Origin of the sequence: Enterobacter sp. ku-bf2 (genome assembly GCF_001742765.1) — a bacterium.
Classification (GTDB): domain Bacteria; phylum Pseudomonadota; class Gammaproteobacteria; order Enterobacterales; family Enterobacteriaceae; genus Enterobacter; species Enterobacter quasiroggenkampii.
Genome location: NZ_MDVW01000012.1, coordinates 445644 through 470672, shown reverse-complemented (window position 1 = coordinate 470672; position 25029 = coordinate 445644). Strand labels below are relative to the sequence as shown.

General features: G+C 57.1%; 17 protein-coding genes. 3 read left to right on the top strand and 14 right to left on the bottom strand.

All coding sequences use genetic code 11. The features are described 5' to 3' along the window. Positions 1 to 23: 23 nt before the first annotated feature. The 12 genes from recD to rppH all read right to left on the bottom strand — a co-directional run bounded on the left by recD (position 24) and on the right by rppH (position 18366). On the bottom strand, positions 24 to 1844 hold the full coding sequence (gene recD, locus BFG58_RS14565) for an exodeoxyribonuclease V subunit alpha (protein WP_069720010.1): 1821 nt from the start codon (positions 1842 to 1844) through the stop codon (positions 24 to 26). Beyond that, complete coding sequence (gene recB / locus BFG58_RS14560) at positions 1841 to 5383, bottom strand: exodeoxyribonuclease V subunit beta (protein WP_069720009.1); 3543 nt, start codon at positions 5381 to 5383, stop codon at positions 1841 to 1843. The genes recD and recB overlap by 4 nt, the downstream gene beginning before the upstream one ends. Further along, positions 5380 to 8262: a pitrilysin gene (gene ptrA / locus BFG58_RS14555; RefSeq protein ID WP_069720008.1), complete on the bottom strand. Its 2883-nt coding sequence runs from the start codon at positions 8260 to 8262 to the stop codon at positions 5380 to 5382. Before ptrA ends, recB begins: the two co-directional genes overlap by 4 nt. A gap of 139 nt (positions 8263 to 8401) precedes the next feature. Further along, positions 8402 to 11776 carry an exodeoxyribonuclease V subunit gamma gene (recC, locus tag BFG58_RS14550; RefSeq protein ID WP_069720007.1) on the bottom strand — a complete coding sequence of 1125 codons (3375 nt, stop codon included), beginning with the start codon at positions 11774 to 11776 and terminating at the stop codon, positions 8402 to 8404. A 12-nt stretch (positions 11777 to 11788) separates the two neighbouring features. Then, a complete protein-coding gene (locus BFG58_RS14545) occupies positions 11789 to 12112 on the bottom strand; it encodes a prepilin-type N-terminal cleavage/methylation domain-containing protein (RefSeq protein ID WP_045909886.1) in 324 nt (107 codons plus the stop codon). Continuing rightward, entirely contained in the window at positions 12097 to 12498 is a 402-nt protein-coding gene (locus tag BFG58_RS14540; RefSeq protein ID WP_069720006.1) for a DUF2509 family protein, read from the bottom strand. Before BFG58_RS14540 ends, BFG58_RS14545 begins: the two co-directional genes overlap by 16 nt. Then, positions 12495 to 13055: a prepilin peptidase-dependent protein gene (locus BFG58_RS14535; RefSeq protein WP_069720005.1), complete on the bottom strand. Its 561-nt coding sequence runs from the start codon at positions 13053 to 13055 to the stop codon at positions 12495 to 12497. The genes BFG58_RS14540 and BFG58_RS14535 overlap by 4 nt, the downstream gene beginning before the upstream one ends. Further along, positions 13049 to 13510, bottom strand: coding sequence for a prepilin peptidase-dependent protein (locus tag BFG58_RS14530; protein WP_069720044.1), 462 nt, complete (start codon positions 13508 to 13510; stop codon positions 13049 to 13051). The genes BFG58_RS14535 and BFG58_RS14530 overlap by 7 nt, the downstream gene beginning before the upstream one ends. Before the next feature lie 184 nt (positions 13511 to 13694). Beyond that, positions 13695 to 14489 carry a thymidylate synthase gene (thyA, locus tag BFG58_RS14525; protein WP_014885081.1) on the bottom strand — a complete coding sequence of 265 codons (795 nt, stop codon included), beginning with the start codon at positions 14487 to 14489 and terminating at the stop codon, positions 13695 to 13697. A gap of 6 nt (positions 14490 to 14495) precedes the next feature. Then, positions 14496 to 15371 carry a prolipoprotein diacylglyceryl transferase gene (gene lgt / locus BFG58_RS14520; RefSeq protein WP_048224706.1) on the bottom strand — a complete coding sequence of 292 codons (876 nt, stop codon included), beginning with the start codon at positions 15369 to 15371 and terminating at the stop codon, positions 14496 to 14498. Between the two features lie 205 nt (positions 15372 to 15576). Next, entirely contained in the window at positions 15577 to 17823 is a 2247-nt protein-coding gene (gene ptsP / locus BFG58_RS14515; protein ID WP_069720004.1) for a phosphoenolpyruvate--protein phosphotransferase, read from the bottom strand. Between the two features lie 12 nt (positions 17824 to 17835). Further along, positions 17836 to 18366, bottom strand: a complete 531-nt coding sequence (gene rppH / locus BFG58_RS14510; protein ID WP_013098553.1) for an RNA pyrophosphohydrolase — start codon at positions 18364 to 18366, stop codon at positions 17836 to 17838. Positions 18367 to 19049: 683 nt separating this feature from the next. On the opposite strand from rppH, the gene mutH reads away from it, so the two are divergent. The 3 genes from mutH to BFG58_RS14495 all read left to right on the top strand — a co-directional run bounded on the left by mutH (position 19050) and on the right by BFG58_RS14495 (position 21261). Continuing rightward, the gene (mutH, locus tag BFG58_RS14505) at positions 19050 to 19742 is read left to right on the top strand and encodes a DNA mismatch repair endonuclease MutH (protein ID WP_047747241.1); all 693 of its coding nucleotides are present in this window, start codon (positions 19050 to 19052) and stop codon (positions 19740 to 19742) included. A 128-nt stretch (positions 19743 to 19870) separates the two neighbouring features. Beyond that, on the top strand, positions 19871 to 20089 hold the full coding sequence (locus tag BFG58_RS14500; protein WP_008499668.1) for a YgdI/YgdR family lipoprotein: 219 nt from the start codon (positions 19871 to 19873) through the stop codon (positions 20087 to 20089). Between the two features lie 131 nt (positions 20090 to 20220). Next, positions 20221 to 21261, top strand: coding sequence for an NADP(H)-dependent aldo-keto reductase (locus BFG58_RS14495; RefSeq protein ID WP_023309049.1), 1041 nt, complete (start codon positions 20221 to 20223; stop codon positions 21259 to 21261). Between the two features lie 92 nt (positions 21262 to 21353). Here the strand turns inward: BFG58_RS14495 and lplT are convergent, their stop codons facing one another. Then, positions 21354 to 22547: a lysophospholipid transporter LplT gene (lplT, locus tag BFG58_RS14490; protein ID WP_069720003.1), complete on the bottom strand. Its 1194-nt coding sequence runs from the start codon at positions 22545 to 22547 to the stop codon at positions 21354 to 21356. After that, positions 22540 to 24699, bottom strand: a complete 2160-nt coding sequence (gene aas / locus BFG58_RS14485; protein ID WP_045909892.1) for a bifunctional acyl-ACP--phospholipid O-acyltransferase/long-chain-fatty-acid--ACP ligase — start codon at positions 24697 to 24699, stop codon at positions 22540 to 22542. The genes lplT and aas overlap by 8 nt, the downstream gene beginning before the upstream one ends. Between the last annotated feature and the right edge of the window lie 330 nt (positions 24700 to 25029).

The following is a 25029-nucleotide window of genomic DNA, read 5'->3' as shown; positions in this document are numbered from 1 at the left end:
CACCGTCCGGCGAGGGCGTTCGTTCAGAGGGACTCAAATATCGCGCCCAGCCCACTTCGGCGTTCCGTGCGGGTGGCTATCGCCTGCACCAGCACGCGTTCATCCGTATACAGCGACAGGCGCTGACGCGCGCGCGTAATGGCGGTATAGATCAGCTCGCGGGTGATGACGGGGGAAAGCTGCGTGGGCAGGACCAGCGCCGCGTGGTTAAACTCGGAGCCCTGGGATTTATGCACCGTCATCGCCCAGGCGGTTTCATGCTCGGGCAAGCGGCTGGGCTGGAAAGACTTCACGCTCCCGTCCGGCATCTGGAACCAGACGCGCAGGCCCTGGCCGCAGTCGAGCGCAATCCCGATGTCCCCGTTAAAGAGCCCCAGCGCGCTGTCGTTGCGGGAAATCATCACCGGCCGCCCTTCATACCAGCGCGAGTGCGGGGTACGGTTAATTTTGCGTTTTTGCGCCAGCAGCTGTTCCAGCCTGTCGTTCAGGCCCCGGACGCCAAAGGGACCTTCCCTCAGCGCACAGAGCAGCTGATATTCACCAAACGCGGCAATGACCTGCTCCGGCGGACGCTGCTGTTGTACGCCCGTCAGAAAGTGCTGGTAACCCTGCAGGGCGTCATCCAGCATCGCCTGATACGCCTCCCCGCTTTCCAGCGATTTTTTCTCAATATCCGTAAAGGTTCCGGCAAACACCGCGGAGGTGGCGTGCCTGTCTCCCCGGTTTACGGCCGCCGCAAGCTGGCCGATGCCGGAATCGCTGCCGAAACGGTAGCTTTTCTGCAGCAGACACAGGCTGTCGCGCAGCGCGCCTGCAAGCGAGTGGCTTTCAGAGGTGAGCGTACATCCGGTGAGACGGGCGAGCTCCTGGGCGCGTTCAGCGGTATACCCCAGGCTGGCATAGGTGCAGATATCGCCCAGTACGGCCCCCGCCTCCACGGAGGCAAGCTGGTCACGATCGCCGAGAAAAATGACGCGCGCGTGCGGCGGTAGCGCATCAATCAAACGCGACATCATCGTCAGGTCAATCATCGACGCCTCATCCACCACCAGCACATCCAGGTGCAGGGGATTACCGGCATGATAGCGCAGACGCTGGCTGCCTGGCTGTGCGCCAAGCAAACGGTGCAGCGTGCTGGCTTCATTGGGGAAAAGCGCAAGCTGATCCCCGGTTAACGGCAGCTTTTGCAGCGCGCCGCCTAACGACTCCGTCAGACGCGCCGCCGCTTTACCGGTGGGGGCCGCCAGGCGAATACGGCACTTTTGCTCGCCCGATAACTGAATCAGCGCGGCAAGCAGTTTTGCCACGGTGGTCGTTTTCCCGGTGCCCGGACCGCCAGAAATCACCGAGATCCGACGCGTTAAGGCCACTGCAGCCGCCACTTTTTGCCAGTCTGTCGCGTCGTCAGAGGTAAACAGCGCATCCAGCGTTTGCCGGAGCCGCGTTTCATCACAGGGAAGCGGGGCGTTGGTCTCGCTGAAGAAGCGCGCCACCGTCAGTTCGTTACGCCACAGCCGGTTAAGATACAAACGCTCGCCGACCAGAATCATTGGCGTCCCGGTATCGGCTCCGCTCACGGCAGGCGAACGGCGTAATATCGCCTGCCAGTCCACGGCGTCACCCAGCAGCGCGAAACACGCCTGTAAAGCCGGAGGCATTTTCTCATCCACCGCCAGACGCGACAGCGGCAGACATACGTGCCCCTCCCCCGCGTCTTTGCTCAGAATGGCGGCGGCAAGCATGACGGCAGGCTCCTCGCCTGCCACCATCATGGCAAACTGCACGTCCAGGTGGCGCAGTAATCGTTGTTCAACCGCGTCCAGCAGTAGCGCCTGCATCGTCATGCCACCTCCTCCGTGCCTGCAGCAAACAGGTTATCCATTTTTTCAATCAGTTCCACAGCCGGACGCGTGCTAAAGACGCCGGAACGCGGGTCGTTGGCATCCACGCCGCGCAAGAACAGGTAAATCACGCCGCCAAAATGCGCGTCGTAACGGTAATCGGCAATACGATGGCGCAGGTAACGGTGCAGCGCCAGGGTATAAAGCTGGTACTGCAGATCGTAGCGATGCATTTGCATAGCCGACGCCATCGCCTGTTGGGTATAGGCTTCGCTGTTTTCGCCCAGCCAGTTCGATTTGTAATCCAGCAGGTAGTAGCGCCCGTCGTGGCGGAAAACGAGGTCGATAAAGCCTTTTAGCATCCCCTGCACCTGGCGGAAGTTCAGCGGCGGGCATCCGGCGGATAACGGATCGTACTCGCGGATCAGCGCATCAAGCGCCTCGGCCCTGAGCGGGCCGGCGATGGGGAGGTAAAACTCCATCTCCACCTGCTTATCTTTGGCGGTCAACTGGCTAAGCGAGATCCCCTGCGCGGTGAGCGGAGCATGCAGAACCGCGCGGATCCAGTCGGTGAGAACCGGCTGCCATTGCGCGTCGTAACCACCGCTCTGTAACATCTTTAGCACCCACTCTTCGGAAACCGGCTGGGTAAAATCCAGTTCTTCAAACAGGCTGTGCAAAAACGTGCCCGGCGAGGCGCCGCGCGGGAACTGGTGCGGCGTCAGCACCGGCTCAATGGGTACGCTACCGGCGCCTGCGGCATCCACGTCCAGTTTTGGCATCAGATCCTGCGCAATACTCTGCCCGTGCTGCTGTAAGCCGGAGTAGCTGGTCACGCGCCAGTCGTCGGCAATCGTGCGTACCACCCGACGGGCATGGAGATCTGACTCTTGCGGCTCTGGCATGTGCCAGCGGCTGTTGTCGGGCAGCGAAGGAATATGCAGGGCAACATGCTCAGAGCAAAGGGATTCGATGCACTGGCGCAGGCCCGTCGCGTCTTTGGGTTCACCCTGCTGAATAAGCCGCCCCAGCGCGCTCAGATGAAAATCGCTCTCCCCGCTCTTTTCGCCCCGACGCCTGAACAGCGGCGCAACACCCAGGCTGCAGTGCCAGACCGAGCGGGTTAGCGCCACGTAGAGCAGGCGTAAATCTTCCGCCAGACGTTCGGCCTCTGCCAGCTCAACGCTGGACTCCGCGTTGCTGAGATCGAGCACCGCCTCAAAAGACTCGCGATCGTGGTAAAAAGCCTGATCCTGCACGCGATAATTGGCGATAAACGGCAGCCAGACCAGCGGATATTCCAGACCTTTCGACTTGTGAATGGTGACGATCTGCACCAGATGTTTATCACTCTCGAGGCGCATCTGCTGGCTGGACGAATTGCTGTTCGGATCGGCAATCTGCTGCGCCAGCCAGCGCACCAGGGCGTGCTCGCTCTCCAGCTGCGTACCCGCTTCCTGCAAGAGTTCGCTGATGTGTAAAATATCGGTCAAACGCCGCTCCCCGCCTGCGGTAGCCAGCATATTCTCCGCAATGTGGCGCTGAGCCATGAGCTCGCGCACCATCGCCATCACGCCGCGCTTCTGCCATTTTTCGCGATACCGCACAAACTCCTCTACCACGGCATCCCACGCGGCTTCGTCATTGTTGAGGGTATCAATATCGCGCGCGTTCAGTCCGAGCATCGCGCTGGCTAATGCGCTGCGCAGCGTGCTTTCCCGCTCCGGGGCCAGCACGGCCTGCAGCAGCCATAACATCTCCTGCGCCTCAAGCGTTTCAAAGACGCTGTCACGGTTCGAGAGGTAGACGGAGGGGATATTCAGTAACGTCAGGGCGTCGCGGATGAATGCGGCCTCCTGACGGCTGCGAACCAGCACCGTAATATCCGATGCCTTTACCGGGGTGGGGTTATCCCCCTTCCACAGCAGCGCCGCGCCCCGCGCCCCGGCACTGAGCCAGTCACGGATTTGCGCGGCACAGTGCTGGGCCATGGCATTTTGATAGTCGGCAACGCCACAGCCTTCCCCATCCAGCAGCCAGAAGTTCATGGCAGGCTGCGTCACGCCGTTAAACTCGAAGCGCAGCGAGGCATTTTTCGGGGCAAATTTTACCGGCTGAAACGGGATCTCCCGGAACATAAACGCCGTATCCATACGGCTAAACAGCGCGTTGACGCTTTCCACCATGCCGGGAGAGGAGCGCCAGTTAGTATCGAGCGTGTAATGCGCGTCAACCTCGCTGCGGGCTTTCATATAGGTGAAAATATCCGCGCCGCGGAAGGCGTAGATGGCCTGTTTGGGATCGCCGATTAACAGCAGCGCGGTGTCGGGCTGCTGGCGCCAGATACGGCGGAAAATGCGGTACTGCTGAGGGTCGGTGTCCTGAAATTCATCAATCATCGCGACCGGGAAGCGGGTGCGAATCGCGGCGGCAAGCGCTTCGCCATTCTCACTGCACAGCGCCGCATCCAGGCGGCTCAGCATATCGTCGAAACCCAGTTCACCCCGGCGGCGTTTCTCGCGCGCCACGGCTTCACGAATTTCGGTCATGGCGCGGGTGATCATCAGATCGTTGAGCGTAAGGGGCTCCGCCAGCAGGGTTTCAATCGCCACAAACAGCGGATGCTCAGGCACAATGCCATCGGCTTTGGTCCGCTCAGCCAGGAAACGTTGGGAGAATTTCTCCAGCGCATCCGGGAGCTGATAGCCCCGCGTCTCTTCCTGCGCCCAGGCGCTGACCTTGTCGATCCATTTTGCCTGATTGCCGCGGTTGAACTTGCGACGGTCAATCCCGGAATTTTCGATAATGGCGTCAATCTCGCCGACTGACTCCATCCATTTTTGCTTGATATCCGCAATTTTCGCGATGATTTTTTCATGCCGTGAGGCCAGGGTTTCATCTGCCGGCGGTGGGGATTTAATGACCGGCGCTTCCCCCTGCAGATAACGATCGATCGCGCGCAGCAGCGCTTCCGGGCCTTTCCATAACGCATGTACCGCTTCGGCGATATCACGCTGTAAGGGGTAGCAGTGGCGACGCCAGAAATCCGCGCAGGCCTGATAGCGAAGCACGGACTCATCTTCAATGAGCTGCTGTTCGAACAGCATACCGGACTCGAACGCATTCAGGCTCAGCATGCGCTGGCAAAAACCGTGAATGGTAAAGACGGACGCTTCATCCATCTGCCGTTCAGCGAGCAGCAGCCACTGGGCGGCCTGCTGCTTATCGGCAATCTCTTCCAGAAGGCTGGCGTAGAGGGGGTTATCCGTGCTCTGACGCAGACAGGCAATGCGCAGCTCGTGGATATTGGTACGAATACGGCCCCGCAGCTCCGCGGTAGCGGCCTCGGTGAAGGTCACCACCAGCAGCTCCTCCACGCTCAAAGGACGTGGAAAAGCAGCGTTGCCGCCAAGCCCTAACAGCAGGCGCAGATAGAGGGCGGCGATGGTGAAGGTTTTTCCGGTTCCCGCTGAGGCTTCAATCAATCGTTCACCCTGCAGAGGTAAACGTAAGGGATCAAGGGACTCAGCGGTATCGGTCATTCTTTCTTACTCCAGGGCATAGATTGCTGCAGCGCGCTGACGCTCTTCCAGACTTTCCAGCCTTTCGGGTTTACGTACTCCGTTTTCCCGTTCTGGCTACCGGAAACCTGAGACAGGATGGTTATTCCCTGCGGCTTAATGACCGCCTGATGGAAGAAGTCGGCAACCTTCTGCGGCGTCAGCTGTTTTATCTCGGCCACTACTTTATCACGCGAATCAAATTTCAGATTACCGCGATCGAAATCTTTGCTCAGTTGCGAGGCTTCTTCACCCAGCGTCTGCGGCGGCTGCATCACCTGCGCGATGACGGCCTGCTGGATCTGGGCAAACTCTTCCGGCTTCATGGCGCGCAGTTTTGCTTCCACCTGCGGGAAGAAAGCCTGGTAACGCTGCCAGAGATACGCCGGTTGTTTATCGCTGCTTTGCAGCAGGAAACCAAGCCCCCACTGACGACCGACGTTCATGGAGAAGGCAAACACCGCGTAGCCAAGCTGCTCCTCTGTGCGTAACTGGTTATAGAACCACGGCTGAATAATCTGTCCCAGCACGGCGCTCTGCGCTGAACTGGCGAATTCATCATAGCCCGTTGGCACAAAGACCGCGGCCAGCGCGGAATCCGTGCTGTTGCCCGCCTTTTCAAAAATCACATTCTGTTTTTTCTCAACCAGCACGTCCTGGTTGCGGCACCACTCGTCGCCTTTAGAGCCGAGCTGAGTGCGAACATTCTCCGCCAGGGTTTTGGCCTGCTCCTCACTCATGTTGCCGACGATCAGGAACTCCGGACGCGTGTTGGTTTTCAGCGCATCGCGGTACGCGAGCACGTCTTTTAAGGAGATGGAAGGCAGCAGCGCGCGGCGATCCTCACGCTGGAAATAAGGAACCTGCGACAGCATTTGCGCTGGCATAAGGGCCAGATCGTAAGCCTTGCCCTTCTCGGCAGAATCCATCATCTGGGCATACCAGGATTTAGCCTGCTCAAGCTGCTCTTCCGTCGGCGTGTAGCTGAAGTAGCCCTCCAGCAGGGCCTGGAAAAGCTGAGGCAAGCGCTGGGTATAGCCGTTTGCATTAAGCATCAAACCGTTATTGGCATTGGTGGAGAAGCTGATCCCGCCCACGGCGGCCTGGTTGCTGAGCTGATCGAGCGCGATACCGGCGAGATAGTCATTGAGCGCGAACATCACCTGATTTTTGGCGCTGTTCATGGCTTTCGGGTTACGCAGCACCACGCTGACATCGGCTTTAGGCTCACTGGCGAAATAGCGGCTTGGGGTATACACGACGCGCAGCGTGGGCTCATCAATGATGAGTTCCGGGTGCGGGTAATCTTTCGTCGTTTTGATCAGCGAGAAGTCATCCGGTATATAGGGGTTCAGCTCCGGCAGCTTCAACGCAATCTCCCCGGCCTTTTTCTGCCAGTCGGCGAAGGTCTGAGCGCTGATTTTATCCACCTGATAAGGGGCATCGACAAAATACGCCGTCTTGTTATGCGGTTCGTTCGGACTGATGTACCAGATGCGGGCATTCTCCGGCGTCATCATCGCCAGGCGGGCTTTTACCGCCCCGGCATCGTACCGGTCGGCAATATTCACCGCGTCGAGAGTATGTTCCACCGGCACACGGATCATGGTATCCGCCAGCCACTCCACATAGTCCATGTCGCGGGTGATGGACGGGTAACGGAAATCGAGATCCAGCACGTGCGCGAGTTCATCAAAATAGCGCTTATCGACGCCTTTCTCGCGCAGCAAAGCGAGGTAGCTAAAGATAGCCGCCACAACTTCATCGCGGTTGGCCTGTCCTTTGTCGGTCAGCGTCGCGGAGATCGCCAGCACGCCGCTATTGCCGTTCACAACCGGATCGGAGTCGGCGCGAATGCCTTCCGCCAGCCCCTGCTTTTGCAGCCAGTCAGACAGCGTACCCGGGCTACGGTTACCAATCAGGTAGGTGACCAGCTCATCGGTTTTACTGCGAAACTGCGCCGTATTGTTATCAATGCGGAATTCCACGCGCAGCACTTTACGCGGCATGGCAGGAACGTAGTGGATCACGATGCCTTTTTGCGCATCCGTGACCACCGGAACGGTGATTTGCGGCAGGTCGATATTTTTATTCGGCACCCGGCCAAAGGTTTTGGCCGCCATGGCTGCCAGCTCTGGCAACGGTTTATTGCTGTAGATGACCGCCTTCATCAGGTTGGCGGAGTAGTATTTATCGCGAAACGCGTGCAGGGCATCCAGCACCGGGCTGTTCGGTTTGTCGCTCAAGGTTTCCAGGTTACCCCCGGAGAAGCGCGAGCCCGGGTGCGCAGGGTTGATGGTTTCGGCGCTGACCTGCGCCATGCGCATACCGTCTCGGGTGCGGGCCATGGTCAGCTCGGCATTCACCGCATTGCGTTCACGCTCGGCGTATTTTTTATCCAGCAACGGCGCGGCGATGGAATCAGCGAGGCGATCGACCGCCCCTTCCAGCGCATCATTTTCGACTTCGAGATAAAAGGCGGTGCGGTACGGCGCCGTACTGGCATTGTGGCTGCCGCCATGCATCTTCAGAAATTCGGACAGGCTATCTGGCTGCGGGTATTTTTTTGACCCCATCAGCGTCATATGTTCCAGATAGTGTGCAAGCCCAGGATGAGCGTCAGGATCTTCCAGCGACCCAACCGGCACCACTAATGCAGACAGGGATTTCACCGCCTGCGGGTCGGAAACCAGCAGCACGGTCATCCCGTTATCAAGGCGAATAGCCTGATATTGACGGGTATCCTTTTCGCTCTTACGGATAGTTTCCTGAACGGGTTGCCAACCGGAGTCTGCGTGAGTGACGGGCGCCCAAAGGGCAATAAACAAAACAAACGCTTTAAACAAGGTGCTGCCTGGCATTACGACCTCTTTATCACGGCTACATCATTAACAAACTGCGTGCTGGACACGCCAACATCTCTTTCTTTGGGTACATCAGTCCGTGATAAGAAATGCATCATAAATGAACACCCTTATCTGCGCAATTTTTATACAACACTCAGGACTGATTAAATTTAAACAACGGCAGCAGGTAGCGCTGCGCCTCTTCCGTGATAGCCTCCAGGTATTCTGGCTCGAGCGTTCGCCACAAACGCTGATACCAGACATCATCCCCTTCGCCCCGCACCATCATGTTTCCTTCGTAGGCCTGCATAAATTTGCTGCGTGCTTTCTGCAGCGAAGCCTCATCCGTTAACATCGCATCATTCTGCGCGTCATAACAGGCTTTTATCCAGGCGCCGCCACTTTCCGGCAGTAACAGGAGCGGTTTGTTCATTCCCTGGCGGTAGCCCTCAATGTACAAAGAGAGATACCCTAACGCCTGCTCGGCTTCCATCGGCGGGAAGCGCCACTCGCCCTCTTTGCGCACGAAAATCCGGCTTTCGCCTTTATGCCCACCCGCACTGTAGACAAGATGTTCGAGCCAGAGTTGCAAACCCTGGGAAACGCTGAGCATAGAGGGCCTCCAGCGCAGCAGCCCATCCGGCTGAACCTGGGTTAACCAGCCCGTGAGCTGTACCCCGTTGCAGTCGAGATCGATTTCAATGCTTTTGCCTGGCTGTCGGCACGCTCGTACGCGCTCTGCCAGGGCGGTCATCTCCTGACACTGCGCCTCCCAGACGATCTCCCCAAACGCTCCGTAGGGCAGCTGACCTGCAGCACGGTAGCGGCGGTAAAGTTTGTCGGCATCTTCCTCTTCAACCAGCGCGTTCAGCAGCTGCAGATTTAACTGATAGCGCTCCAGACCTTCCAGCGTAAACGGCTCTGCCTCAGGAATTTCGCTCTCTTCAGAGCGGAAGTTGACCTGCAGTCGTTGCTGGAAAAAGGCGCGCACCGGATGCGCCCAAAACCGCTGAAGCTGCTCGAAGGTCAGAGTGTCGATAGGGCGCGGGGCAAGTTCCTGAATGAAATCGGTATGCGCATTCCCCTCCTTTTTCGCCGCCGGCAACCACTCAAGGGCGTAGCTCTGGCGCTCACTGGCAATATAGTTCACCGGGTCAAACGGCATGCGGCTGTGGAAACAGGTGATATGGGCTTTCACCCTCTGCTCGCTCTCATCACAGTTGCGCTCCTCATCTCCCGGCAGGTAGTGGCTCTGGCCGATATAGTCCACCAGCTCCTGCACCAGTACGGAGGGGAAACGCTCGCTGTTGTCCTGAATGGAACGACCGATATAGCTGATATAGAGCTTACTCTGCGCGGAAATGAGCGCTTCCAGGAAGAGGTAGCGGTCATCATCACGGCGGCTACGATCGCCCCGTTTAGGGTTTGCGCTCATCAAATCGAACCCCAGCGGCGGCAGCGCGCGCGGATACACACCGTCGTTCATGCCAAGCAGGCAGACTACCCTGAACGGGATAGAGCGCATGGGCATCAGGGTGCAGATATTGACAGGACCCGCCAGGAAACGCTGGCTGATTCGCTCCTGGTCAAGCCGCTGCGTCAGCTCATCCCGCAACAGCGAGAGCGGGATGGCCTCGTGGTAGTGAGAATTCACGCCTTCGTCGATGATAGCCTGCCACTGGGTTTCAATGAGCGCCATGGCCGCTTCGGTGTCATTGTCCGGCAGGAAGAAATCATTGAGTAACGCCCTGCAGACAGGGAGCCATTCTTCAAGTGGACGCGGCTGCAACAGCGCATATCGCCAGCGGTTAAGCTGCATTAATAGCGATGCTAAATGCCCCACCAGTTCAGCAATTAACCCGCTGGACTCATCGTAAGGCAGCACCTCATTCCACTCGCCCTGGCTGCTTTCCATAGCATAGCCCAACAGCATACGCGTCAGGCCAAATCGCCAGGTGTGCTGCCCGGTAGGGGGAAGCTCGAATTCCTGAACGTTATCGTCATCGATCCCCCAGCGTACGCCAGACTCGTTAACCCACTGACGAAGGTAGCGCAGGCCCTCTTCATTGATGTTGAAGCGTGCGGCCAGCACGGGAACATCCAGCAACGCCAGGACGTCTTCGGAGATAAACCGGCTATCCGGCAGTGACAGGAGAGTGATAAACGCCTGCAATACCGGATGCGACTGACGGGCACGACGGTCAGATATCGCGTAAGGCAGGTATCGCTCGCCCGTTGCGCTGCCAAAAACGGCCTGAATAAAGGGACTGTAGCTGTCGATATCCGCCACCATCACCACGATATCGCGTGGCGTCAGGTCGGGATCTTCCTGCAGCATCGCCAGCAGCTGGTCGTGAAGCACTTCGACCTCACGCTGCGGGCTGTGACAAACGTGGATCGTGATGCTGCGATCGTCAGGATCCAGTTTTCGCTTATTGTCGCTGCGTTCGAACTCGTTCGCCGTCACGCCCATGACGGCACGGTTTTCCAGATCCAGAATATCTAACTGGATATTATGCAGCAGGCTGTCCGGGGCGATCTCAACAAAGGCATCTACGTCACCTTCCCCTGAGGAAGTGATGTCTGAAAGCATGTGAATGTAGTCACGTCCCAGCTTCCCCCATGAGGCAAGCAGCGGATTGGGCAGGTTCTGAATACCCTCTTCATCGAAAAGCTGCCCGGCCGTCGAGCCGTCTTTAAACAGCGGGATGGATCGTTCTTCAAAAAGGCGTTTTCGTTGGCGGGTCACCAGCCGCGCAAGCCAGCGTTCGTCGAGGATATCCCCCCAGTACTGTCGGCAAGGGTTGGTAAACAAAATATGGATATCAATATGTTTACCCAGCGCATTCAACGCTTTCAGATAGACAGGGGGTAATGCGGATATTCCGCAGATAAATACGCGTGACGGCAGTCGGGCCGGGCGCTCCGACGCATTTTCAAGTATCGAGATAAACCGATCGTAGAGATTGGCACGGTGCCACTTAGGCTGGCCCAGTTTCTCCGTATGCTCTACCAGCGCTTTCCACAGCGGGGCCTGCCATATTTGCGCCTCCGGCAGGCCTTCAACCAACTCGCCCGCTTCCCAACGAATTAACCAGTCAGCGCGATAAACAAGGTATTGGTCGTAGAGATCGGCGGTGCGCGACGCCAACTGGAACAGCTTACGCTTGTCGGTATCGTCATTGAGGTAGTGACGCAGCATGGCAAATTCATCGTGCTGCAGCATTTCCGGTAGCAGCGCCATCAGCTTCCAGCTCATGGCCTGCTTGTTGAACGCGCTCTGCTCCGGGATATCCGGCAACACGCGGACAAACATCTCCCAGATAAAGCTCGCCGGCAGCGGAAAATCAATATTCGCGGCAATGCCAAACTTGCGGGAAAGCGACATTTGCAGCCACTGTGCCATACCGGTGCTCTGCACCAGCACCATTTCAGGCTCAAAAGGATCGTCAAGCCGCTCGCGCTCAACGATAAACTCCATCAGTGCTTCCAGCACATCCAGACGATTTGAGTGGTAGACCCTTAACATAGACGCTCCCGACTACTGGCTAACCGGGCAATGCAGACGTGTTAACTCACCGCGCCGCCCCAGAGGAGAAATAAGTGTAACCGTGATGCTGACACATCCTGCGAGCGTTGTCTGCCCCCGACGGGCCTGCCAGCCTGCAGGAAGAACATTTGTTGAGAGCTGAGACTGGTTCCAGGCATGGTGCCAGAGCTGACGATACTGATTAAATGCGGTGAACCGCGCCGCCAGCGCCCGGTGATACCCCGACAGTGCGGTCACGACCACCACCAGCAGCATCATCGCCAGCAGGACCTCAACCATGCTAAACCCTTTTTCTCTGCTCACGGCAGCTGACATAACGCGCTCTCCTTAAGGGGACAAAAATCGCTCCAGCCGTGAGGCGAAAAGCGAACGTTCCCGTCGACGATCTCTCCTGCACGCCAGAGCAGCAGGTCGTTGCCGCTGGCTATCAGTAGTACACGCGCCTCACTCAGTTGACGCAAACACACTCGCCATGTCGATGCCTTTTTGCACTGGATTTGTAGCTCTGGCGCCCAGCGCTGAACACGTCCCCACTCAAGCGCGGACTGCGCCGTCGCCTGCTGCTGAAGCGAGCGGCTCTCCCCGCCAACGAGCGCACTGAACGTTGTGACCTGCTGATTGAGCCCCGTCAGGATCAGGGTACCGAGCACCAGTAAAAGCAGAACCAGCGCCAGCGAAGACATCCCGCGTTGACGGCTCACAGGTTGTACCCCGTGACCGTATACAACGCCTGCCAGGGTTCTCCTTTATCGCCTTTACGTCTCGCGGCCAGTTCGATATTTACCTCTGGCGCAAAACCGGCATGTTCCACTTTCCTCACGACAAAATGTGCGATCGCAAGCCTGTCCGGGTCCGTGAGCTTTTCCCACCCTTTTCCTTCACACGACGTCGCGCCACGCAGGGTTTCCAGCGCCCCCGATTCCAGACGAAAACCAGTGCTATCATTTTCTGATGTGCTGCTATCCCAGCGACCGTTACTGTTGGCATCCCACCGCACAATGATGCAGCTCCCCTGCCTGCCGATCGCCAGCGCCTGGCCCTGGCAATTTCCCGCGCAGTACCCCGCACGCTGAAGCTGTTTGCCGAGGGCGAACAGGTGTTGCCAGACCTCTTCTTCCAGCTCTCGCTGGCCGGATTGCAGTAATACGGCCCGCTGTAGCCCGGGTAAAAAACGCGATGCGCTTATCAGCAAAAGGCTGCTTATCGCCGTGGCAATCAGCACTTCTGTCAGTGAGAAACCGCGCTGCCTCATCAACATGAACCTCCCTCAGAGACCTGACACATCCTGATGCGTCCTCCATTTGAGACCATAATCAGCCATTCTCCAGCACGGCTTTGAATACGTATCCGCCCCGCCCATGCCGTATCCCGTAGTCCATAAAACCCGAGGGACGGCGTGACCTCGCCGATCGTGACCTCAGGCCAGAGGGGTATCAGCACAAAGGGACTGCCCTTCTCACAGCCTTGCACGGCAGAGCTCGCCAGACAGTCCCGGTCCCCCGTCCGCTGACGGGTAATTTGATGGTCGCGGTTGTGGCGGTTGGCATGGTTGCGCAGAAACAGCAGGTAATCTCGCACCTGGCTGGCGGTTTGCCACAGCCGCTGCTGTCGTTGCCAGCTGTCCCAGCCGTACAGACCGGAGGCGCTAAGGATGACGACAAGCGAAACGGCGACCAGCGTTTCGATAAGCGTAAAACCGTTCTCTTTTTTCATACCGGGAGTGTGGCGAAGCGCCGTGGACATGACGAGCATCGGATCCTCGTTTTACGAGACGTCATCCGGAGAAGTGGGAGAGTTGCAGCGCGTTGCAGGCTTTCTGGATAGCGCTTAGGGAAACGGGAGAAAGGCGAAAAAAAACCGGCGCTAAACAGCACCGGTTGTGTCAGGCTTTACCGCATCAGATCGCGACGGGCGCTTTGATTCCAGGGTGCGGGTCGTAGCCCTCAATCTCGAAATCATCAAAGCGATAGTCGAAGATTGATGCCGGTTTGCGTTTGATAATCAGCTTCGGCAGCGCACGCGGTTCGCGGGTCAGCTGGAGATGCGTCTGTTCCATATGGTTGCTGTAGAGATGGGTATCCCCACCGGTCCAGACGAAATCGCCCACTTCCAGGTCGCACTGCTGCGCCATCATGTGAACCAACAGCGCATAGCTGGCAATGTTAAACGGCAGGCCGAGGAACACGTCACAGGAGCGCTGATAGAGCTGGCAGGAGAGTTTTCCATCCGCCACATAGAACTGGAAGAACGCGTGGCACGGTGCCAGCGCCATTTTATCCAGCTCGCCGACGTTCCAGGCGGAAACGATGATGCGGCGCGAGTCCGGATCGTTTTTCAGCTGGTTCATCACGGTGGTGATCTGGTCAATATGGCGGCCATCAGGCGTGGGCCATGCGCGCCACTGCTTGCCGTAAACCGGGCCCAGATTGCCGTTTTCATCTGCCCATTCGTCCCAGATTGAGACGTTATTTTCGTGCAGATACGCAACGTTGGTATCGCCTTGCAGGAACCAGAGCAGTTCATGAATGATCGAGCGCAGATGGCAGCGCTTTGTCGTCACCAGCGGGAAACCTTCTTGCAGGTTGAAGCGCATCTGGTGGCCAAAAATGGAAAGCGTACCGGTGCCGGTGCGGTCGTTTTTCGGCGTGCCCTCATCGAGCACTTTTTTCATCAGTTCAAGATACTGTTTCATGGTTCCTCAGGAAATCTGTTGCTGTGGACGACGACGATACGCCCAAATCATCATAATGGCACCCGCGACAATCATCGGAATGGAGAGGATCTGCCCCATGCTGATGTACTGTACCCACTCGCCGGTAAACTGTGCGTCCGGCTGGCGGAAGAACTCGACGATAATACGGAATGCACCGTAGCCGATCAGGAACAGGCCGGAGACAGCCCCCATCGGGCGCGGTTTGCGGATAAACAGGTTGAGGATGATAAACAGCACCACGCCTTCCAGCGCCAGCTCGTACAGTTGAGACATATGGCGCGGCAGCACGCCGTAGGTATCGAAAATGGACTGCCACTCAGGATGCGACGGCAGCAGCGCCATGTCTTCCGCGCGCGAGCCCGGGAACAGCATGGTAAAGGAAACGCTCGGGTCGACGCGGCCCCACAGCTCACCGTTGATGAAGTTGCCCAGACGGCCCGCCCCGAGACCAAACGGGATCAGCGGCGCGATAAAATCGGACACCTGGAAGAAGTTGCGTTTGGTGCGTTTGGCAAAAATCACCATCACCAGGATCACCCCAATCAGGCCGCCGTGGAAGGACATGCCGCCGTCCCAGACGCGGAACAGATAGAGCGGATCGTTCAGGAATACCGGGAAGTTATAGAACAATACGTACCCAATACGGCCACCGAGGAACACGCCGAGGAAGCCCGCATACAGCAGGTTTTCAACTTCGTTTTTAGTCCAGCCGCTGCCAGGACGGCTGGCGCGACGGCCAGCGAGCCACATGGCAAAAATGAAGCCCACCAGGTACATCAGACCGTACCAGTGAAGCGAAACAGGTCCTACTGAGAAAATGACCGGATCAAACTCCGGAAAATGCAGATAACCACTGTTCATCTGTCACCACAAGATGTTGTTATTCCGCTGAAAGTGGACAGCGGTAGAAATGCGATTCTGCCGTAAGCAGAGGCTCCAAAGTTGCGAATCATAGCACAAGGCGGGCGCGGAGGATGCGCCCGAGATGTAAAAGATGTGTATAGGGTTTTATGCGCGCTGGTGCCCTCACCTCGCCCCTCTCCCACAGGGAGAGGGCGAAAGGCGATTAGCGGCCGCCGCGGATCAGACCGCCCATACCGCGTCGTTCCATAAACGCCGCGACCTGATGACGGACCTCCGCTGCCAGCTGCGCCTCTAGGCTGCGTTCTGCCAGCTCGCGGGCATCATCGATGTCGATATGCCGCAACAGGTATTTCACGCGAGCAACAGCGCGACCGTTCATCGACAGATGGCGGTATCCCAGACCAATCAGGATCGCAACACACATGGAATCCCCGGCCATTTCACCGCACAGGCGTAAATCAATGCCGTACTGCTCCGCTTCTCGGGCAATCATCGCTAAGGCGCGAATAATCGCCGGATGCAGGCTATCGTAGATACTGGCGACGCGGGTATTGTTACGGTCGACGGCCAGAATATATTGCGTCAGGTCATTGGTGCCGACAGAGATAAAATCAACGCGGTTTGCCAGCTGCGGCAGCATAAAGACCATCGAAGGCACTTCAAGCATGACCCCAATCCGCGGTTTCGGGATCGCATAGCCGATCATCTCTTCCACTTCACGGCCAGCACGTTCGATCAGTCGCCGGGACTCGTCGATCTCATCAATGCTGGTGACCATCGGCAGTAAGATGCTGAGATTGCCCGTCGCCGCGTTGGCGCGCAGCATCGCGCGCACCTGGATCAGGAAGATCTCCGGCTGATCGAGCGTAATGCGGATCCCACGCCAGCCCAGGCACGGGTTTTCTTCGCTGATCGGCATATAGGGCAGCTGTTTATCCGCCCCGACGTCCAGGGTTCGCAGGGTGACAGGTTTGTCGTTAAACATCTGCAGCATGCCCTGATACTGCGCCACCTGCTCCTCTTCAGAGGGGAAACCGCTCTGCAGCATGAACGGGATTTCAGTACGGTACAGGCCAATACCGTCGATGCGGCTGCCCAACTTCTCTTCGTGCTCGGGGCTTAAACCGGCATTGAGCATGACTTTGATCCGCTCACCGCTCTTAAGCTGGGCGGGCAGGTTAACCTCATCTTCCGCCAGCTTGCTTAATTCATTCTCTTCGCTGATAAGACGCTGGTATTCCTGGAGCAGAACCGGCTCAGGATCGACCAGCAGCTCACCGCGATAGCCGTCGACCACCAGCGTACGTCGGTGCAGCACCGACGGCTGAATGTCCGCCCCCATAACGGTAGGGATGCCCAGCGCGCGCACCATAATAGCGGCGTGTGAGTTGGCGGCACCATCGCGCACCACCACACCGGCCAGCCTGTCCTGCGGCAGTTCAGCCAGCGTCGTTGCCGAGAGTTCGTCGGCGACCAGAACAAACCGTTTTGGCCAGGCATTCGGGCCCTGAATGGTGTCATCAAGATGGAACAGCAGGCGCTGCCCCAGAGCGCGCAGATCCCCTGCCCGCTCTTTCAGGTAACCGTCGGTCAGTGCCGCAAACTGGTCGGCAAATTTTTCGATGACCTTCTTAACCGCCCACTCTGCGACCGAGCCTTTATCCACTTCCGCAAAAAGCTCACGACGCAGGCGCGCATCGGAGAGCAGGTGCGAATAGAGGTCGAAGATGGCCGCCGTCTCTTTTTGCGCGCCTGCGGCAAAACGCTTGCTGTAACGACGAAATTCATTCGCCGCCTCTTCCAGCGCGGCGGTGAGACGCTCGCGCTCCAGCGCTTCATCAAGCGTTGAGGCTTCGTAAACCTGCTCCATTAACGGCAGCGTGGCGTCCATCCAGCCTTCAGCAATCGCCACACCTGGCGATGCCGGAAGGGCACGAATGCGCGTATGGCGATACTGACCAAAGAGCGCGGCAAGCTGAGACTGAGAGAGGATCGCCGCCATCTGCGTGGCCAGTGTGACGAGGAAAGACTCCTCGCTTTCGTCGTACTGACGTAGCTCACGCTGCTGGACAACCAGCACGCCGAGCAACTGGCGACGCTGGATAATCGGCACGCCAAGGAAAGCGCGGAAGCGCTCTTCTTTTACGGAGGGGATGTATTTAAAGCTGGGGTGTTTTTGCGCGTCAGCAAGGTTAATGGGTTCAGCCAGTCGCCCAACCAGACCCACGATACCTTCATCAAATGCGAGCGTAACGGTGCGTCCACGTGGTTTTTTCAAACCTCGGGTCGCCATCAGGTAATAGCAGCGCCGATCGTGGTCGGCCAGATACACCGAACAGACCTCGGTCTCCATCGCAAGACAGATGTCGGTGACCAGAATATTCAACGCCTCGTTCAGACGCGGCGCGCTGGCCACCTTCTCGACTATTTCTCGCAAGCGGGTGAGCATGATTTGCGTAGCTTAACCTCTTTTACGTCGCCAGGCAGGTGCGCTCTGCGGCTTAGGCGGGATCTCCTGAAGCTGCATCACCACACTTGCAAACTCTTTCATCACCCTACGGTAAACATCGCGCTTAAATGACACGACCTGACGAACAGGATACCAATAGCTCACCCAGCGCCAGCCATCAAACTCCGGCGTACTGCTGGTTTGCATATTGATGTCTGAATCGTTGCCCACCAACTGCAACAGAAACCACTTCTGTTTCTGGCCGATACAAACCGGCTTTGTGTCCCAACGCACCAAACGTTTCGGTAACTTGTAACGCAACCAGTTGCGGGTCGAAGCCAGGATGCGAACATCTTTTCGGCTCAAACCGACCTCTTCAAAAAGCTCCCGGTACATCGCTTGTTCTGGGGACTCTCCCGGATTGATCCCGCCTTGCGGGAACTGCCAGGAGTGTTGACCATATCGACGGGCCCACATCACCTGGCCCTGACGATTACAAATTACTATTCCTACGTTCGGGCGGTAGCCATCGTCATCAATCACCGGACTACCCCAAACTAAACCTTATATATGAATGATTGTTTCACACTACAGGGAGGCGGTAAACCACTCTCTTACAGGCCTGCAACCTAATAACAATTGAATAACTCACAAATAAGTGCTGAGTTATAAACAGATGAGCGACAGTGAAGGGAATTTTATTCACCTTTTCTGTGGATATAGTTGTGAAGAAGTGTCTGATTACCGATGAACAACCTCAACGACCGCCGCACACCCTCTTTTGCTAGCATTCATTAACATGATTATATTCATAGAGTTAGATGCATTTACGTAAACAAAAAACTGAATAGCGTGACGATCGTCACACCAGGGATCGTCGTGCTGATGAAAGATCGAACAGCGTCGGTTTTATCCACAGATTGTGCCAATAAGTTAGTCACAATTTGTGTGAAAATTCGATTTTCATCGCACGTCAAGGCTGTAAATGGAAACAGTAGTCAGGGTTATGCCCAGTTATCCCATTTTTCTGTGGATAACATGGTGTAAGATCCTGTTCATTGTCAGTGACCAGATTTGAACAACCGCTTTTTCCACCCAGGCGAAACGATTTCAGACCAATAAAAAAACCTATAAATCATAGAGATGTCATATTGGTACAGAAAAAGTTAAACTCTATCCACAGGGGACAAATTCTTCGTTTATTTTTTAATCAAAAGGTTACCGTCATGCATCCGCTTACACCCTTGGGCTCACCACCGTCCAGCGAGAGCCAGTTGCTACTGCAGGCACAGCGTCTGGCCGGTTTTTCGCTTGGCGAGCTGGCAGCAATGGCCGGGCTGCCGATCCCGAAGGATCTGAAACGGGATAAAGGCTGGATCGGCATGCTGCTGGAGCTGTGGCTGGGTGCCAGCGCAGGGAGCAAACCTGAACAAGATTTTGCAGCCCTTGGCGTGGAGCTAAAAACCATTCCTGTAGACCGCCAGGGCAAGCCGCTTGAGACCACCTTTGTCTGCGTTGCGCCATTAACCGGCAATACCGGCGTAACGTGGGAAACCAGCCACGTTCGTCACAAGCTGAAGCGCGTATTGTGGGTACCGGTTGAGGGTGAACGTCAGATTCCCCTGGCCGACCGTCGCGTCGGCGCGCCGCTGCTCTGGAGCCCGGACGAGGATGAGGAGCATCAGTTGCGTCTGGACTGGGAGGAGCTGATGGACATGATTGTTCTTGGGCAGGTTGAGCGCATCACCGCCCGACACGGAGAGGTATTACAGCTGCGCCCAAAAGCAGCCAACAGTAAAGCCCTTACCGAGGCAATCGGCGCGCAGGGTGAGCCGATACTGACGTTGCCGCGCGGTTTTTATCTCAAAAAGAATTTCACCGGCGCACTACTCGCACGTCATTTCCTGTTGAAAACATAGTTTTTTACTTATTTTGAGAGCTCTCAAACATAATCGACTGCTTTTTAAGATTTTACCGCTTCCTCAAGTCGCCATATCGGGTTAATACTAGATGATGATTTGATACAAGCCAGATGAGGACGATAACGATGAAAAAATGGGCAGTATTAGTGTCAGCAGTCGGTTTAGCGTTTGCCGTATCGGGCTGTAGCAGCGATTACGTCATGGCGACAAAAGATGGTCGAATGATCCTGACCGACGGTAAACCCGAAGTCGACGATGATACCGGTTTGGTCAGCTACCGCGACCAGGAAGGCAATAAAATGCAGATCAATCGCGACGAAGTATCGCAAATTATCGAGCGATAATCAGAGAGAGGTCAGTCGCTTGCTGGCCTTTTTGATTTTTTTCTTCCCCTTTTGCTTCCCCTCTGCCATGTTTATATTCCTTTGTCGGGTACGCCCTGACGCGGTTTATATGTCTACTGAGGAAGCCGGCTATGCATTATCACCGTATCCCCCACAGCGCACTGGAAATTAGCCAACTGGGGTTGGGCACGATGACATTTGGTGAACAAAACAGCGAAGCCGATGCCCATGCACAACTCGATTATGCCGTCAGCCAGGGCATTAACCTGATTGATGTCGCAGAGATGTACCCTGTTCCGCCACGTCCTGAGACGCAGGGACTTACCGAAACCTACGTCGGTAACTGGCTGGCAAAACGCGGCAACCGTGAAAAGCTGGTGATTGCCTCCAAAGTCAGCGGCCCCGCGCGCAACAACGATACCGGGATCCGCCCGAACCAGATCCTCGATCGCAAAAATATCCGCGCCGCGCTGGACGCCAGCCTCAAGCGCCTGCAAACCGACTATCTTGACCTGTACCAGGTACACTGGCCGCAGCGGCCAACCAACTGCTTTGGCAAGCTCGGGTACAGCTGGAATGAGAGCGCCCCCGCGGTGACGCTGCTGGAAACGCTGGAAGCGCTGACCGAATGCCAGCGTGCGGGAAAAATCCGCTACATTGGCGTGTCTAACGAAACGGCCTTTGGGGTCATGCGCTATCTGCACCTGGCGGATAAGCACGATCTGCCGCGTATCGTGACTATTCAGAACCCGTACAGCCTGCTTAACCGCAGCTATGAAGTGGGTCTGGCCGAAGTGACGCAGTATGAAGAAGTGGAACTGCTTGCTTACTCCTGTCTCGGCTTCGGCACCCTGACGGGGAAATACCTGAACGGCGCGAAACCGGCCGGGGCGCGTAACACCCTCTTTAGCCGCTTTACCCGCTACAGCGGCGAGCAGACGCAGAAAGCCGTTGCCGCTTATGTGGATATCGCGAAGCGTCACGGTCTTGACCCTGCGCAGATGGCGCTGGCCTTTGTGCGTCGTCAGCCGTTTGTTGCCAGTACCCTGCTGGGCGCAACCACGATGGAACAGCTGAAAACCAATATTGAGAGTTTCCACCTGAACCTGAGTGAAGAGGTGTTAGCGGAGATTGAAGCAGTGCATCAGGTTTATACTTATCCTGCACCATAGCCTGACGCTTTTGCCCGGTGGCGCGACGCTTACCGGGCCTAAAGGTGCTCAAACCCAGGCCGGGTAAGGCGAAGCCGCCACCCGGCCAGATATCAACGGCGACGTTGCCACATCCACAAACCCGCAATCGCAATCGCAAACAGCCCGCCAAACCCGACGCCAATCCCCACCACCGGCACACCCACTTTTACCGCCAGCGAGTAGAGCCCCAGCATTAAAAGCATCGCCAGGTTTTCACCCAGGTTTTGTACCGCAATGGCATTGCCTGCCCCGACGGTCTGCTTGCCCCGCTCCTGCAGTAACGCATTCAGCGGCACCACGAAGAAGCCCCCCAGAATACCAATCAGGATGAGGAGGACATACGCGGGCAATAACGCATGCTGCAGCGAGAAGATAAGCACCACGACGCCAATCAGGATCCCGGCGGGCATGCAGCGTGCAACCGTCTCCAGCGTCACCAGCTTCGCCGCCGCGCCCGCCCCAACCACAATGCCGATGGCCACCATCGCATTAAGATAGGTTGGCGTCGCATTGTCAGTAATGCCCAGCGCCACCGGCACCCACAGGACCAGCAGGAAGCGCAGGGTGACGCCCGCGCCCCAGAACATGCTGGTCCCCATCAGGGAGAAACGCGTTTCACCGTTACGCCACAGCACGCGGCAGGCGGTAAAGAAACTGCCGGTCATCGGTTTAAATCGCCAGGATTGACCCGGGCGAGCCGCAGGCAGCTTCGGAATAAACAGGTTCGCCACGACCGCCCCGCCATACACCACCGCACACACGCCCAGTGCCACCAGCACATGCCAGTCGGCCAGCACGCCGCCCGCAACGGAGCCAATCAGGATAGCGGCAATAGTGGATGACTCCATCAGACCATTGGCTTTCACCAGCTTATCCCCGGTGGTCAGCTCGCCGAGAATGCCGTACTTCGCCGGGGAGTAGGCGGCGGCCCCAATGCCCACCAGCGTGTAGCCAATAAACGGATTGAAGCCAAAGCAAATGCTGGCGGCACCCAGCAGCTTGAGGCCGTTGGCAAACATCATTACCCGGCCTTTCGGGAAACTGTCCGCCACCTGGCCCACAAACGGGGCAAAGATAATGTAAGCGCCCACAAACACCATCTGCAGGATCGGCTGACTCCAGTCGGGGTAAAACTCGGCTTTCAGCAGCGCCAGCGTGGCAAACAGCAGCGCGTTATCGCCGAACGCAGAGAGAAACTGCGCGGCAATGACGGCCATCATGCCTTTCGACCTGAGGGATGTGTTAGTGTGTACTGACTCACGCATTTTGCTGTTCCGCCTCTTCAACCATGCCTTTCAGGGTCACGAAATCTGGCTTCCCGCTGCCCAGTACCGGGAGCTGTTTCAGGTAGCGAATATCGCGCGGCACGGCCAGTTCAGGAATACCGTGTTCACGCGCATAGCTCAGTAACCTGTCGCGCTTAAGCTCACCGTCGGTCGTAAACAGCACCAGCGCCTCGCCTTTGCTGGCATCGCTCTTAACCACCGTGGCGTGCATCTTCTCGGCGGACACGGCCGTCGCCAGTTGCTCCACCATTTCCAGAGAGACCATTTCGCCGGCAATTTTGGCGAAGCGTTTCGCGCGTCCCTGAATCTGTACAAAGCCCTGTTCATCGAAACGGACGATATCCCCGGTGTCGTACCAGCCGGTTTCAACCTCGCCGTTGACGTTTTCCGCCGTCGGCGCTTCCAGCACGCCCGGATTTTCCACGCGCAGATACCCGTTCATCACGTTTGGCCCTTTCAGCTGCAGGCGGCCACCGTCCTCAATGCCCGGCACCGCCAGCAGACGCGCGTCCATCCCCGGCAGAATTCGGCCAACCGTACCCGGTTTCGCCGCCATCGGCACGTTAATCGAGACCACGGGCGCACACTCGGTAACGCCATAGCCTTCGAGAATGCGCAGGCCAAACTTGTCCTGCCATATCTGGCGCGTGCTCTCCTGCAGTTTTTCCGCGCCAGCCACCACATACCGCACACGATAAAAATCATACGGATTGGCGAAGCGCGCATAGTTCCCCAGGAAGGTTGAGGTCCCGAACAGAACGGTACAGTTACGGTCATACACCAGCTCCGGCACAATGCGGTAATGCAGCGGGCTCGGGTAGAGGAACACTTCTGCGCCGGTCAGGAGCGGCGTGAACAGCCCCACCGTCAGGCCAAAGGAGTGGAACAGCGGCAGCGCCGACATAAAGCGGTCGTTCGCGGTAAAGTCGGCGATGCTTTTAATCTGCTCAACGTTCGCCAGAATGCTCTTGTGGCTGTGGACGACGCCTTTCGGGTTGCCCTCTGAGCCTGACGTGAAGAGGATAATGGCGTCATCTTCCGGCTGCTGTTTGACCTGCGCCAGACGCGGCACCAGCAGATGCGCAAAAATCCACAGCTTGTCGCCGGTGGTCACGTCCGCTTTCAGATCCTCCAGGAAGACCCAGCGCACCTGGGTGAGCTGCTCGGGAAGGTGCCAGAGTTTGCCTTTGTCCAGAAACTGACGGGAGGTAAAGACGGTATTAATCTGAGCGGCAGTAATGGCGCTGGTCAGCCCCTTCACGCCCGCCGTGTAGTTCATCATCGCCGGGATCCGGCCCCGGGAAACCGCGCCGAAAATCACCGCCGCGCTGATGCCCGCGTTAGGCAGCATCAGGCCAATCTTTTCGCCCTTTTTGCTGTATTTCTCCAGAATACGGCCCACAAACAGGGTCTTGGTCAGCAGTTTGCGATAAGTATCCGGGGTAAAGTTGATGTCTTCGATGCAGTTTTTCTTCGCGCCATAGCGGTACTGCGCGGAAAGCAGGGATTCGTACAGCGTTTCGCGCGGGCGCACGGCCATACGCGCTTCCATCATAATCTGATGCAGCATTTCCCCGGCGATTTTACGGCGATCGCGGGCACGCGGCGCGTCGGGCATCGGTAACGACGTTGGCGGCAGGATATGCAGCGTGATTTTGGGGAACAGACGCTGCTTCACCAGCCCCTTGAGACGGCTGAAATGGGTCAGTTCCGCGCCTTCAATACGCAGCGGCACCACGGTCGCTTTTGACTTCGCCGCGACAAACCCCGCGCCGTCGTAGATTTTCATCAACGAACCGGTCACGGAGATACGCCCTTCCGGGAAAATGACCACCGGGCGCCCCTGCTCGACCAGGCGTACCAGATGTTTAATCATCATCGGTTTTGTCGGGTCGAGCGGGACAAAATCAATCAACGGCGTGAGCCAGCGCATGTACCACTGCTGGCTGATGGAGGTATACACCGCAAACACCGGGCGCACGGGCAAAAACAGCGCCAGCAGAATGCCGTCTATAAAGGAAACATGGTTTGGTGTGATGAGAACGCGTTCGCCGCGAAGCGCCCGGGCATCGCCGGTGATGCGGATGCGAAACAGAATACGGAAAAGCGTACGGAAGAACCCAAATAGCATCTCAACTCCCTTTGCCAGCCAGTGTGGAGGGTCGATAGTAAATGGTGGCAGATTACACGAGAAGTGGTAAGGGAGCGACAGCAAAAGTGGAGGCGAAAAAAAACCTGCGCATCCGCGCAGGTTGGTGCAAGAGATGAGTACGAAACCGTACTAAGAATTCTCACCAATCAATACCTCTGGGATCTCAACTGTATCAACCTCTTTAACACCCTTGCTATCGGACAATCGCAACAGCCTGAGGCAAAGTGTAACTAAAGGTTCAGATTCACATTCTTCAGACATGACTGGGCGTGTAACGATTACACCGCCAGGGGTGTGCTGCGTCACGTT

Coding starts and splice junctions, on each gene's coding strand:
- recD (WP_069720010.1), bottom strand. CDS start 1,844: ATGACGATGCAGGCGCTACTGCTGGACGCGGTTGAACAACGATTACTG.
- BFG58_RS14500 (WP_008499668.1), top strand. CDS start 19,871: ATGAAAAAATGGGCAGTATTAGTGTCAGCAGTCGGTTTAGCGTTTGCC.
- lplT (WP_069720003.1), bottom strand. CDS start 22,547: ATGCGTGAGTCAGTACACACTAACACATCCCTCAGGTCGAAAGGCATG.
- ptsP (WP_069720004.1), bottom strand. CDS start 17,823: ATGCTCACCCGCTTGCGAGAAATAGTCGAGAAGGTGGCCAGCGCGCCG.
- BFG58_RS14545 (WP_045909886.1), bottom strand. CDS start 12,112: ATGTCAGCTGCCGTGAGCAGAGAAAAAGGGTTTAGCATGGTTGAGGTC.
- recC (WP_069720007.1), bottom strand. CDS start 11,776: ATGTTAAGGGTCTACCACTCAAATCGTCTGGATGTGCTGGAAGCACTG.
- lgt (WP_048224706.1), bottom strand. CDS start 15,371: ATGAACAGTGGTTATCTGCATTTTCCGGAGTTTGATCCGGTCATTTTC.
- thyA (WP_014885081.1), bottom strand. CDS start 14,489: ATGAAACAGTATCTTGAACTGATGAAAAAAGTGCTCGATGAGGGCACG.
- BFG58_RS14535 (WP_069720005.1), bottom strand. CDS start 13,055: ATGTTGATGAGGCAGCGCGGTTTCTCACTGACAGAAGTGCTGATTGCC.
- BFG58_RS14530 (WP_069720044.1), bottom strand. CDS start 13,510: ATGAAAAAAGAGAACGGTTTTACGCTTATCGAAACGCTGGTCGCCGTT.
- mutH (WP_047747241.1), top strand. CDS start 19,050: ATGCATCCGCTTACACCCTTGGGCTCACCACCGTCCAGCGAGAGCCAG.
- BFG58_RS14495 (WP_023309049.1), top strand. CDS start 20,221: ATGCATTATCACCGTATCCCCCACAGCGCACTGGAAATTAGCCAACTG.
- aas (WP_045909892.1), bottom strand. CDS start 24,699: ATGCTATTTGGGTTCTTCCGTACGCTTTTCCGTATTCTGTTTCGCATC.
- recB (WP_069720009.1), bottom strand. CDS start 5,383: ATGACCGATACCGCTGAGTCCCTTGATCCCTTACGTTTACCTCTGCAG.
- ptrA (WP_069720008.1), bottom strand. CDS start 8,262: ATGCCAGGCAGCACCTTGTTTAAAGCGTTTGTTTTGTTTATTGCCCTT.